This is a genomic window from uncultured Bradyrhizobium sp. (genome assembly GCF_936928535.1).
Taxonomy (GTDB): domain Bacteria; phylum Pseudomonadota; class Alphaproteobacteria; order Rhizobiales; family Xanthobacteraceae; genus Bradyrhizobium.
The window spans coordinates 1-12,494 of record NZ_CAKZHY010000015.1 but is presented as its reverse complement, the minus strand read 5'-3'; the positions used below and the strand labels follow the sequence as shown (position 1 = coordinate 12,494).

General features: G+C 64.3%; 10 protein-coding genes. 4 read left to right on the top strand and 6 right to left on the bottom strand.

Annotated elements, in window-relative coordinates:
• Nucleotides 1-400 precede the first annotated feature (400 nt).
• From Q0687_RS01380 to Q0687_RS01365, 4 genes are read left to right on the top strand one after another with little or no spacing between them, the layout of a single operon-like run.
• Nucleotides 401-853: a hypothetical protein gene (locus tag Q0687_RS01380; RefSeq protein ID WP_298871203.1), complete on the top strand. Its 453-nt coding sequence runs from the start codon at nucleotides 401-403 to the stop codon at nucleotides 851-853.
• 5 nt (nucleotides 854-858) lie between these two features.
• Nucleotides 859-2,247, top strand: coding sequence for a Dyp-type peroxidase (locus Q0687_RS01375; protein WP_298871201.1), 1,389 nt, complete (start codon nucleotides 859-861; stop codon nucleotides 2,245-2,247).
• Between the two features lie 16 nt (nucleotides 2,248-2,263).
• Nucleotides 2,264-2,689 (top strand): hypothetical protein, encoded by a 426-nt coding sequence (locus Q0687_RS01370; RefSeq protein ID WP_298871199.1) that lies wholly within the window; start codon nucleotides 2,264-2,266, stop codon nucleotides 2,687-2,689.
• 27 nt (nucleotides 2,690-2,716) lie between these two features.
• The gene (locus Q0687_RS01365; protein WP_298871196.1) at nucleotides 2,717-4,111 is read left to right on the top strand and encodes a di-heme-cytochrome C peroxidase; all 1,395 of its coding nucleotides are present in this window, start codon (nucleotides 2,717-2,719) and stop codon (nucleotides 4,109-4,111) included.
• 266 nt (nucleotides 4,112-4,377) lie between these two features.
• On the opposite strand, the gene glpK is transcribed toward Q0687_RS01365, so the two are convergent.
• From glpK to pimA, 6 genes are all read right to left on the bottom strand, one after another.
• Entirely contained in the window at nucleotides 4,378-5,880 is a 1,503-nt protein-coding gene (gene glpK / locus Q0687_RS01360; protein ID WP_298871194.1) for a glycerol kinase GlpK, read from the bottom strand.
• Nucleotides 5,881-6,108: 228 nt separating this feature from the next.
• Entirely contained in the window at nucleotides 6,109-6,882 is a 774-nt protein-coding gene (locus Q0687_RS01355; RefSeq protein ID WP_298871191.1) for an SDR family oxidoreductase, read from the bottom strand.
• Nucleotides 6,883-7,005: 123 nt separating this feature from the next.
• The gene (pimD, locus tag Q0687_RS01350) at nucleotides 7,006-8,148 is read right to left on the bottom strand and encodes a pimeloyl-CoA dehydrogenase small subunit (protein ID WP_298871189.1); all 1,143 of its coding nucleotides are present in this window, start codon (nucleotides 8,146-8,148) and stop codon (nucleotides 7,006-7,008) included.
• Nucleotides 8,149-8,237: 89 nt separating this feature from the next.
• A complete protein-coding gene (gene pimC / locus Q0687_RS01345) occupies nucleotides 8,238-9,428 on the bottom strand; it encodes a pimeloyl-CoA dehydrogenase large subunit (RefSeq protein WP_298871187.1) in 1,191 nt (396 codons plus the stop codon).
• Nucleotides 9,429-9,561: 133 nt separating this feature from the next.
• Nucleotides 9,562-10,749 carry an acetyl-CoA C-acyltransferase gene (locus tag Q0687_RS01340; protein ID WP_298871185.1) on the bottom strand — a complete coding sequence of 396 codons (1,188 nt, stop codon included), beginning with the start codon at nucleotides 10,747-10,749 and terminating at the stop codon, nucleotides 9,562-9,564.
• The gene (pimA, locus tag Q0687_RS01335) at nucleotides 10,746-12,416 is read right to left on the bottom strand and encodes a dicarboxylate--CoA ligase PimA (protein WP_298871183.1); all 1,671 of its coding nucleotides are present in this window, start codon (nucleotides 12,414-12,416) and stop codon (nucleotides 10,746-10,748) included. The genes Q0687_RS01340 and pimA overlap by 4 nt, the downstream gene beginning before the upstream one ends.
• Nucleotides 12,417-12,494 lie beyond the last annotated feature (78 nt).

Here is a 12,494-nt window from a genome sequence, read left to right as displayed (position 1 = left end):
CCCGGCCATGACGTGGGGAACGGCCTGCGCGAAACTTGAAAAGGTCATCTGCGATCGCCCCGCCCGCAAGCGGCCGAGCAGCGCAGCGCCAATGCCGTCGCATCGTGCGCACCACGGTGAAAGACTGATCCCGGATTGCGCTGCGCTTCATCCTGATGACGAGACCTTATTTCACGACACGCGGCCAGAGCAGGTAAGCGACGCTCACCTTCATCATTGTGAGCGGAGAGAGCTGCGTCGCATCACGCTACAATCGCGACATGCTTAGAGTGAAGCAAGTCACACACTCTAGTTGCAAACATGGTAATATGCATTTGTGAATCAACCGGGGGACGAGATGCAGCCACGCCGCAACTGATCCGTTTGCAACGGCTCAGGCGGACAACAGGGAGGAATTGCCATGAGTGTTGTACTGACCATGGGTAAGATCAGCGCCTTGACTGCAATCACCAAGATCCTTCCCGACCATGCCGCCCCCCTCCGCAGGACGCTTCAGGGCCTGACCGCCGCGAACGGCGGCAAGATCGCGTCGCTCGGGACCATCCACATCGTGCGCTGGGTCATTTTCGACAATGACACGCGCCTGTTGTTTGCAACGAATTTCGACGGCGACGTCGAAGACTATATGCGCGATTTCGCCGAGCGGGCTCCCGATGGGATCGACGCGATCTGGGGCCATTGCGAAGGCTATCCAGGCGCGCGCGATTATCCAAAGCTGCGCGATTACATTCTCGGCGCTGCGATCGAAACCACCGGCTATTATTGCGCCTATCCGAACTCGACCGTCGCCGACATCAACAAGGCGCTGGACTGGAAGGGCAAGTTCGACAAGTTCCTCGACCAGATCGGTTGACGGACATGCCTGCCCGGTCCGATGCCAGCGATCTGGATCGGAATGATATCCAGGGCATGGCGATGCGGGCGTATCGCTTCCCGTTCGCGCGATATCATCTGCTCGACGTGAGCGACCCGGCGCGCGCCCGGCGATGGCTGGGCGATATCGCCGGGCGATGCATCACCGTGGCGGGCCTGGACGCATCGCCTTCGCTCGGTCTCAACGTCGCCCTGTCGTGGCAGGGGCTGGCGGCGATCGGTACGCCGCAGCCCAGCCTGCAGAGCTTCCCGCAGGAATTCAGCCAGGGAATGGCGGCGCGCGCCGACAGGCTCGGCGATGTCGGCGACAGCGCCCCGGCGCGGTGGGACGCACCGTTCGACAAGGACGTGCACGCGCTCGTCGTGGTCAGTGCGATGACCATGGCCGACCGCGATGCCACTTCGACAGCATTGCTGTCTGATATCGCTGACAACGGCCTGACTGCGCGCGTTGCCATCGATGCGCAATTGCTGCCCGGGCCGGACGGCCAGCCCGTCGCGATCGAGCATTTCGGCTATCGTGACGGACTGACGCAGCCCGCGATCGAGGGCAGCGGCGACCCTGTGATGCCGGGTGCGGGCGTTCCCGACTCAGGCGGCTGGCGAGCCCTGAGGGCCGGTGAGTTCGTCCTCGGGCAGCCCGACGAGACGGGGGCCGTCCCTGATTTGCCGAGCCCCGCAAGTCTCTGCCGCAACGGCAGCTTCGTGGCGTTGCGCAAGCTGCACCAGCATGTGTTTGCTTACAGGGATTATCTGCGGCGCTGCGCCAGCGACGACACCGATGTCGCATTGCTGGCGGCGAAGATGATGGGACGCTGGCAAAGCGGCGCGCCGCTGGCCCTGGCAGCAGAGCGGGACGACCCCACCCTTGCGGCGGATCCCCATCGCAACAACGACTTTACATATCTCGACGATCTCAAGGGGACGAATTGCCCGATCGGCGCCCACGTGCGCCGCCTCAACCCGCGCTCGGGACTGACGGGCCCGAATGGTGCATCGGTGCACCGGCATCGGCTGCTGCGCCAGGGCTTGCCCTATGGCTCGCGCTTGCCAGCGGATGCTGCGGCCGATGACGGCGCCGAGCGCGGCGCCATCATGCTGCTCGTCAACGCCGACATCGCCCGCCAATTCGAGTTCGTCCAGAAGGTCTGGATCAACGACGGCGACTTCGCCGGCCTCGGCAACGACAAGGACCCTGTTATCGGCGGCAATGACGGAAGCGGAAGCTTCACGATCCCGCGTGCCGGCGCGCCGCGGCGTCGATTGCAGAACCTGCCTGCGTTCGTGACCACGCGCGGCGGCGAATATTTCTTCCTGCCCGGGATCGCGGCGTTGCGATCGCTTGCCGAGTCCCCGGCGAATACGACCTCATGATTTGATGGAGAACACCATGGCGTGGAAACCGAATTCCATCGTCGGCTCACTGGCCCTGCTCTTCTCGGTGATTGTTGCCGCGATCGTCGTGATCGCGGGCGTGATGAGCTACCCCTATGTCTCAAAGGCCTATGACGGGATCAGGGTGAGCCTGCCGGAATACCCTGCTGTCCGGAACACCCGCTGGCTCGACCAGAACTGGACGGACCAGCGCGACTGGATCCATCACGCCGATCAGGGAACGGCGACCTTCCACATCCCCTACGAATGGTTCATGGCGCTCGAGCAGCCGGAGATGTCGCTGCGGCCGGTGGGACTGCTGAGCGACCCCAGATATCTCGACCGTTTCGGATTCATTCCCGATCCGTCCGATTCCAAGCTCGGATTGCCCATCGGCATGGCGCGCGGCAAGGCGATGGTCGATGCCACCGCAAAACCCTGAAGGAATCCACGGGCCCCTTATGCCGACATGTCCAGGATCGGGCTGACCTGCGCGGCGTGCCACACCGGGCGTTTCACCTATCAAGGCACCGAATTCCTGGTCGACGGTGGCCCTGCCATCACTGACCTCGGCAAGTTCAGGACCGCGCTTGGCCTCTCGATGGCATTCACGCGCTTCGTGCCCTACCGCTTCGACCGGTTTGCCGAAAGGGTGATCGGAGCCAATCCCAGCGAGGTGGAGAAGACCCAGCTGCTCGCGCAACTCGACAAGGTGCTGGCACAAGGCAAGGGACTGTCCGATCTCGATGCCATTGTCGCGCCGCAGAGCGTGGTCGAAGGCTATGGCAGGCTCGACGCCTTGAACCGCATCGGCAACGAGGTGTTTGCGATCGACCTCAAGACTCCCGAAAACTATGCCGCCACATCGGCGCCGGTGCATTTCCCGCGCATCTGGGACGCCTCGTGGTTCGATTGGGTCCAGTACAATTCATCGATCGAGCAGCCCATGGTGCGCAACGCCGGTGAAGCCATGGGCGTCTCCGCGATGCTCAATCTGACAAGCCCGGCCGGCGGCCTTTACAACTCGGGCATCGAGATCATGAACCTGGACCGGATCGAGAAATCGCTGGCCGGCAAGCAACCCAATGCAAGCACAGGCTTCACCGGATTGAAATCACCGCAATGGCCTTCCGAGCTTCCGCCGATCGACACCAAGCTCGCCGCGCAGGGCGAGGCTCTCTACGGGGAGCATTGCCAGGCCTGCCATTTGCCGCCGATGAACAGTGCCGCGTTCTGGACGTCCGACCGCTGGTCGCTGCCATCAAACAGGAAAGAGGAGCACTATCCGGGCGAGCGTTATCTCCACGTCACTGAAGTCCCCATCAGCAAGATCGGCACCGACCCGGCGCAGGCCCAGGACATGCTGGATCGCAAGGTCACCGTTCCCAGGGAGCTTGGTATTGCCTCCGACAATTTCGGCCCGGCGCTCGGCGAGGTCACCGAAAAGACCATCAAGCACTGGTATGACAGCCAGACACCTCCGGTGACGCCGGAGAAGCGCGAGGAGCTGAACGGATACCGCGAGAACGGCATCCAGGCGCCATTGGCCTACAAGGCGCGTCCCCTCAACGGCATCTGGGCAACACCGCCTTACCTGCACAACGGCTCGGTGCCGAACCTCTATGCCCTGCTGTCGCCAGTCAGCGAGCGGCCGATGAAATTCTACCTCGGCAACCGCGAATATGACCCTGATAACGCAGGATATCGCACTGACAAATTGGAAGGCGGATTCGAGCTCGATACACGGATCCGAGGCAATACCAATACCGGGCACGAGTTCAACAATGGCAAGGACGGCGTGATCGGCCGCCTGTTGACGCCAGAGGAACGGCGGGCGCTGGTGGAGTTTTTGAAGACGATGTGAGTGAGGGAGCGACGGCCGCCGCGGTCATATAAAAGGTGTCGTCCCGGCCTAGCGCGCAATTGCGCGCGGGGGGCCGGGACCCATAACCACGAGTGTTCGTTGTTTTGCTACGTTGGAACGACGAGTGCCGTTCATAAATTCGGCTGCGGCGTATGGGTCCCGGCCTTCGCCGGGACGACACTGTTGCTTGCGGATGCGCTGTGCTCCACACACTCACCGCGGCGTCAGCGTGATCGCTTCCGCCATCGTCGGTGGAGAAAGCCCCCCTATTCGCCCTCGTCGCTCGCGAGCACGCCCTTCACCGCGCGCGCCCAGCCGGCGAGCTTTCGTTCGCGGGTGGCATCGCTCATGTTCGGCTTGAAGCGGTGCTCGAGCCGCCAATTGTCGGCGAATTTGGTCGGCTCGGGATAGACGCCGGCATTGAGGCCGGCGAGATAGGCGGCGCCCAGCGCGGTGGTCTCCTGGATCACAGGGCGATCGACCGGCGCGTCGAGCAAATCGGCGAGGCGCTGCATGGTCCAGTCGGAGGCGGTCATGCCGCCATCGACGCGGAGCACCACGCTCGCCACTTCCGAGCTCGGCCAATCGGCGCGCATCGCGGCCCAAAGGTCGAACGTCTGGTAGCAGACGCTTTCCAGCGCGGCATGCGCGAGCTCGGCAGGTCCGGTGTTGCGGGTGAGGCCGAACAGCGCGCCGCGGACGCGCGGATTCCAGTAGGGCGCGCCCATGCCGACGAAGGCCGGGACGAGATAGACGCTCTGCATGGAATCCGACTGATCGGCGAGAGGCCCGGTTTCCGCGGCATGCTTGATGATGCCGAGACCGTCGCGCAGCCATTGCACCGCCGAGCCTGCGACGAAGATCGAGCCTTCCAGCGCGTAGGTGCGTTTGCCGTCGAGCTGATAGGCGATGGTGGTGAGCAGCTTGTTCTTGGAGGCGACAGGCGTCGTGCCGGTGTTGAGCAGCGCAAAGCAGCCGGTGCCGTAGGTCGACTTCATCATGCCCGGGCGGAAGCAGGCCTGGCCGATGGTCGCGGCCTGCTGGTCGCCGGCGATGCCTGAGATCGCAATCCCACCGCCGAACAAATCCGGCGTGGTCTCGCCGAAGCGCGCGGAGGAATCCTTCACCTCCGGCAGCATCGAGCGCGGCACGCCGATGATCTCGAGCAGCTCGTCGTCCCACTGGCCGGTATGGATGTTGAACAGCAGCGTGCGCGAGGCGTTGGTGGCGTCGGTGGCGTGCACCTTGCCGCCGGTGAGGCGCCAGAGCAGGTAGCAATCGACAGTGCCGAACATCAGCTCGCCGCGCGCGGCGCGGGCGCGCGCGCCGGGCACGTGGTCGAGGATCCAGGCGACCTTGGTGCCGGAGAAATAGGGGTCGATGATCAGGCCGGTTTTCTGCGAGATCAACGGCTCGCGGCCGTCGGCCTTCAGCTTGGCGCAGATGTCGGCGGTGCGGCGGTCCTGCCAGACGATGGCGCGGTGCACGGCCTGGCCCGTAGCGCGGTCCCACACCACGGTGGTCTCGCGCTGGTTGGTGATGCCGATCGCCGCGATGTCCTTTGCGCCGATCCCGGCCTGCTCGATCGCCTCGCGGCAGACCATCACGGTTGAGGTCCAGATGTCCTCCGGCTCGTGCTCGACCCAGCCGGAAGCCGGAAAATGCTGCGGAAACTCCTGCTGCGCCTTCGCTGCGATGGAAATATCGCCGCGAAACACGATCGCGCGCGAGGAGGTGGTGCCCTGGTCGATGGCGAGGACGAAAGACATGGGAGGCTACCTTGGCGTTTTCTCTGCTCGTGCCCCGGGAGGGGTCATTGTGTCGCGCCAAAGGGAGCGGATTGGAGGCCGAAGGTCAAGGTGTGATGCGGGAAGCAAACCGCCCTTCTGTCCGCGAAGAATAAACGCGAGAGGAGCGCTCGTGGAGTCATACCCCTCACCCGTCTCGCCGCTCCGCGGCGGGCCACCCTCTCCCACAAGGGGAGAGGGGAAGAAAACTTACACCGCCGCGGTGGTCACGCCGCCGTCGATCACGATCGTCTGGCCGGTCATGAAGCTCGATGCGTCCGAGGCGAGATAGGCCACCGCGCCGGCGATTTCGTCGGGCTCGCCGATGCGGCGGAGCGGGGTGGTGGCGGTGCGGCGCTTGAGGTTGGCTTCGTCTTCCCACAGCGCGCGGGCGAAATCGGTTTTCACGAGGCCGGGCGCGATGCAGTTGACGCGGACGCCTTTCGGGCCCCATTCGCCGGCGAGCGAACGGCACAGTGCGAAATCCGCGGCCTTCGAGATGCCGTAGGCGCCGATCACGGTCGAGCCGCGCAAGCCACCGATCGAGGAGATGATGACGACCGAGCCATTGCCGCGCTCGGCCATTTGCGGGATCGCCAGCGCGGAGAGCCAGATGTTGCTCTTGACGTTCGAGCCCATGATCTTGTCGAAGGCCTCATCCGTGATGTCGAGCAGCGGGCCATAATACGGATTCACGGCGGCGTTGCAGACCAGGATGTCGATCTTGCCGTAGTGCTTGGTGGCGCCCGAGATCAGCGCCTCGACTTCGGCCTTGCGCGCGATGTTGCAGGGGATGACGGTGGCGTCGCCACCTGAGGCATTGATGCCATCGGCGACTTCCTTGCAGGCATCAGCCTTGCGGGAGGAGACCACCACCTTGGCGCCGAGTTTTGCCAGCAACTCGGCGGAGGAACGGCCGATGCCGCGGCTGGAGCCGGTGACGACGGCGACCTTGCCGGTGAGATCGAACGGGGTGTTTTTCATTGTTGTTGCTCCCTGTAGGCCGTCATTCCGGGGCACGCGCTTCGCGCGTGAGCCCGGAATCCAGAGGTTGAGGCGCGAGATTCCGGGTTCGCGCTGCGCGCGCCCCGGAATGACGCCAAGGCGTCAGATCAACCCGCCCGAATCCGCGACACGGCGCTGGTGGTAATCGGTGTCGCCGAACGTGTTCTCGATCATGGTCAGGCGCTTGAAATAGTGGCCGATCTTCGCCTCCATGGTCATGCCGATGCCGCCGTGGAGCTGGATCGACTGCTGGCCGACGAACTTCAGCGACTTGCCGATCTGCGCCTTGGCCGCGGCGATGGCGTTGCTGCGCTCCCTGGCGTTCTCGAAATCACCAGCCATGGTCGCAAACATCGACATCGAGCGGGCTTGCTCGGCCGCGACGAACATGTCGGAGGCGCGGTGCTGCAGCGACTGGAACGAGCCGATCGCGACGCCGAACTGTTTTCGCGTCTTGATGTACTCGACCGTGGTCTTGAGCGACTCATCCATCAGGCCGACCGCCTCGGCGCAGAGCGCGACGCGGGCTTCGTCCACGACGCGCTCGATCAGTGCGAGGCTGTCTTCCGGATTTCCGATCGCCGCATCCGCGCCAACCTCGACACCCGTGAAGGTGATGTCGGCGGCGTGCAGGCCGTCCTGGGTCGGGTACGACTTCTTGGTGATGCCCTTGGCATCCGCCGGAACCAGGAACACGCCGATGCCGGTGGTATCGCGGCGACCACCCTTGGTGCGCGCGGTGACGACAAGCGTGTCGGCGTTCTCGCCGTTGAGCACGACGAATTTCTCGCCGTCGATCACCCAGCCGTCGCCCTTCTTCTTCGCCGTCGTCGCGACGTCGAACAGATCGTAGCGCGAGTTCTTCTCGAGCTGGGCGAAGGCGAGCGTCTTGCTGCCGTCGACGATGCCAGGCACATGCGCGGCCTTCTGCGCGTCGGTGCCGGCATGGCGCAGGAAGCCGCCGCCGATCACCACCGTTGCCAGATACGGCTCGAGCACCAGCGCCTTGCCGAGCGCTTCCATCACGATCATGGTCTCGACGCCGCCGCCGCCAAAGCCGCCATCGGCCTCGCTGAAGGGCAGGCCAAGCAGGCCCTGCTCGGCGAGCTTGCCCCAGACGGCTTTGCTCCAGCCGCCCTTCTCCGTCATGTACTTCTTGCGGCTCTCGAAATCGTAGGAATCGGTCAGCAGGCCGTCGATGCTGTCCTTCAGGAGCCGCTGCTCCTCGGTCAAATCAAAATCCATCTCTTTTTCCTCAAGTCACAAAAGTCGCGCGGAGAGAACCCCTCACCCCTGCCCTCTCCCCGCGAAGTGCGAGGAGAGGGAGGAGAAAATCAGAGCCCCAGCACCGCCTTGGCGATGATGTTGCGCTGGATCTCGTTGGAGCCGCCGTAGATCGAGACCTTGCGGTTGTTGAAGTAGCTCGGCGCGATCTGGGCGGTCCAGTCCATGGCTTCGTTGGAGCCGTCGTCGCCGTGCACGTCGTAAGGAGCCGCGAACGGGCCGATCACTTCCATGAGCAGCTCGGTGGTGGTCTGCTGGATCTCGGAGCCCTTGATCTTCAGCACCGAGGAGGCCGGATTGGGCTTGCCCTTGCCGTGCTTGCCTTCGTCGGCGACGACGCGGAGCTGGGTCAGCTCGAGCGCCTTCAGCTCGATCTCGCAGGCCGCGAGCTTCTCGCGGAAGGCGGCGTCCTGGATGATCGGCTTGCCGCCGGCTTCAACCTTGCCGGCGAGATCGCGGATGCGGCGCAGCCGCTCCTTGGAAACGCCGACGCGGGCGATGCCCGTGCGCTCATTGCCGAGCAGGAATTTGGCGTAATCCCAGCCCTTGTTCTCCTCGCCGATCAGGTTCTCGATGGGCACTTCGACGTCGTCGAAGAACACCTCGTTGACCTCATGGCCGCCGTCGATGGTCTGGATCGGACGCACGGTGACGCCCTTCGACTTCATCGGGAACACGATGAAGGAGATGCCCATCTGCTTCTTGGCATTGTTGTCGGTGCGGCAGAGGCAGAAGATCATGTCGGCATGCTGGGCCAGCGTGGTCCAGGTCTTCTGGCCGTTGATGATCCACTTGTCGCCCTTGCGCTCGGCCTTGGTCTTGAGCGAGGCGAGGTCCGAACCGGAGCCCGGCTCGGAGAAGCCCTGGCACCACCAATCGTCGACATTGGCGATGCGCGGCAGGTACTGCTTCTTCTGCGCTTCGTTGCCGAAGGTGTAGATCACGGGGCCGACCATGCTGACGCCGAAGGCGAGCGGCTGCGGCGCCGGATAGGACTGCAGCTCCTCATTGAAGATGTAGTGCTGCACGGAGGTCCACCCGGTGCCGCCATACTGCTTGGGCCAATGGCTGACGCCCCAGCACTTCTTGTTGAGGATGCGCCACCACGTCACCATCTCGTCCTTCGTGAGATGACGGCCCTCAACCAGCTTGCGCCGCGTATCCGGCGGCACGTTGTCGCGGAAGAATGACCGCACTTCCTCGCGAAACGCCTGCTCTTCTTTCGTGAATGCGAGATCCATCGGATCCTCCTGTGAAACGTTATTCCCTATTCGTCATTCCGGGGCGCGCGAAGCGCGAACCCGGAATCCAGAAGCTTGTGGCTCGAGGTTCCGGGTTCATTCGCTGACGCGAATGCCCCGGAACGACGGCGAACTACTGCAACACCTCGAACAAGCCCGCTGCACCCATGCCGCCGCCGACGCACATGGTGACGACCGCGTACTTCGCCTTGCGGCGGCGGCCTTCGATCAGCGCGTGGCCGGTCAGGCGCGCACCCGACATGCCGTAGGGATGGCCGACCGCGATCGCGCCGCCATCGACGTTGATCTTCTCGGGGTCGATGCCGAGCTTGTCGCGGCAATACAGCACCTGCACCGCGAAGGCTTCGTTCAGTTCCCAGAGGCCGATGTCGTCGACCTTGAGGCCATGACGCTTGAGCAGGCGCGGCACGGCGAACACCGGACCGATGCCCATCTCGTCAGGCTCGCAGCCGGCGGAGACGAAGCCGCGGAAGATGCCGAGCGGATTGAGGCCGCGCTTGGCGGCTTCCTTGTCGCTCATGATAACGGACGCGCTGGCGCCATCGGAGAGCTGGCTGGCATTGCCGGCGGTGACGGAGAAACCGTCGCCGCGCACGGGCTTGAGGCCGGCGAGACCTTCGAGCGTGGTCTCGGGACGCGGACCTTCATCCTGCGACAGCGTCACGTCCTTCATCGAGACAGTGCCGGTCGCCTTGTCGGTGACAGCCATCTGCGTCGTGATCGGCGCGAGCTCGTCCTTGAACTTGCCGCCCTGCTGGGCCGCCGCGGTGCGGCGCTGGCTCTCCAGCGAATATTCGTCCTGGCGTTCGCGCGAGATGCCGTAGCGCTTGGCGACGATTTCGGCGGTGTCGATCATGGGCATGTAGACCTCGCCCTTGATCTTGAGCAGCGCCGGATCCTGGGCGTGGAAGCCGTTCATCTTGTCGTTCTGCACCAGCGAGATCGACTCGCCGCCGCCGCCGACCGCGACCTCGACGCCGTCGAAGATCACCGAGCGCGCAGCCAGCGCGATCGCCTGCAGGCCCGAGGCGCATTGACGGTCGATGGTGGTGCCGGCGACGGTCACTGGAAGACCGGCACGGAGCAGCGCCTTGCGCGCGATGTTGCCGCCGGTCGCGCCCTGCTGGAGCGCGGCGCCCATCACGACGTCCTCGATCTCCTTCGGATCGACCTTGGCGCGCGCAACGGCTTCGCCGATCGCATGACCCAGAAGGGTCGCGCCCTCGGTGGCGTTGAGCATGCCGCGATAGGCCTTGCCGATCGGCGTACGGGCGGTGGAAACGATGACGGCGTCGGTCAAGAGCGACCTCCTGTTTGCGTTGATGGTTTCTGTTGCTGGCGCAATTCGTGGCGCGACAGCTTTCCGACCGGCGTGCGCGGCAGATCGTCGACGAACTCGACCGCCGCCGGCATCTCGTGCTTGCCGATCTTTCCCGCGAGCTGGGCGCGCAGTTCGTCGAGCGAGAACGGCTTTGCTTCCGGCCTGAGCTTGATGAAGGCTTTTGCGGCTTCGCCCCGATATTGATCGGGAATGCCGAGCACGATCACCTCGTGCACGCCTGGAACGGTGTAGATCGCCTGCTCGATCATCTGCGGATAGACGTTGAACCCACCTGATATGATCATGTCCTTCTTGCGGTCCACCAGGAAGAAATAGCCGTCGGTGTCGACATAGCCGATGTCGCCGGTGAGGAAGCGACCGTCGATGAAGGCCTCCGCAGATCCGGCCGGCTTGTTCCAGTAGCCCCTGGTGACATTCGGACCCTTGATGCGGATCTCGCCGACTTCGCCGGGCGGCAGCACTTTGCCGGGATCTTCAAGCGAGACGACGTCGAGCTCGATGCCGGGCAGCATCAGGCCGATCGAGCCGGGCTTGTCGGGGCCGACAGGCGGATGGCCGGTGCCTGGCGAGCACGTCTCGGTCATGCCCCAGCCGCTGCGCAGCTTCTTGCCGACCTTGCTCTCGAAGAATCTCGCGACCTCGACCGGCAGCGGCGCGCCGCCGGAGCCGATCGCGGTGAGCGAGGAGAAGTCGCGCTTGTCCAGATCAGGGAGCGCGGCGATCGCGATCCACATCGTCGGCACACCGGGGAAATAGGTCGCGCGCTTGACCTCGATGTCGCGCATCACGGCTTCGACGTCGAAGCGCTGGTGCAGCGAGATGAGATTGCCGCGGCGGAGCGAGGACAGCAGCACCACGGTCAGCGCATAGATGTGGAACAGCGGCAGCACGCAGATCACGCGCTCGACGACATCACCGCGCGCGGCGCGGGCCGGCTTGCCCCAGACGTCGTAGATCGAGACCGCCGAGGTGAGATTGCCATGCGTGAGCATGGCGCCCTTCGGCAGGCCGGTGGTGCCGCCGGTATATTGCAGCAGCGCGACGTCATCGACGGCAACCGCCGGCCACTGTGCCGGCATCGGCGCGCCCTCGACGAAGGCCTTGAAGGTGATGATGCGGGGATCATCGGGAATGGCCGCCTGCGGCGTGCTGATCTTGCCCCAGCTGTCGTCTTCGCAGACGACGAGGCGGTCGATCAGTCCCTTCTCCAGAAATTTCAGCGCGGTTGGCAACAAAGCCTGGAGGTTCGAGGTAACCAGCAGACGCGAGCCGGAATCGGAGACCTTGTGCGTCAGCGCGATCTCGCCGTCGAGCGGCGACAGATGCGCAACGCGGGCGCCTGCCTTCAGCGCGCCGAAGAAATTGACGGGATGATCAGGCGTATTGCCGAGGAACAGCGCGACAGAAGTATTCTTGCCGAAGCCCGCGCGCAGGAACGCAGCCGCCGCACGCTCGGCTTGCGCTGCGAGCTCGGCATAGGTGATCGGACGGTCGCGAAACTCGAGCGCGGTGCGCGCGCCGTAGGTCGCTGCAGCCGTCGAGAGCAGGTCAGGCAGCGTACCCTGGACGATGCTGTCGTCCCAATGCACGCCCTCGGGGTAAAACTGTTCGCCGGGATCGGTCATTGCTTCCTTAAGTCACAGAGACCGTCATTCCGGGGCGGCTCGAAGAGCCGAACCCGGAATCTCGAGATTCTCAGGTGC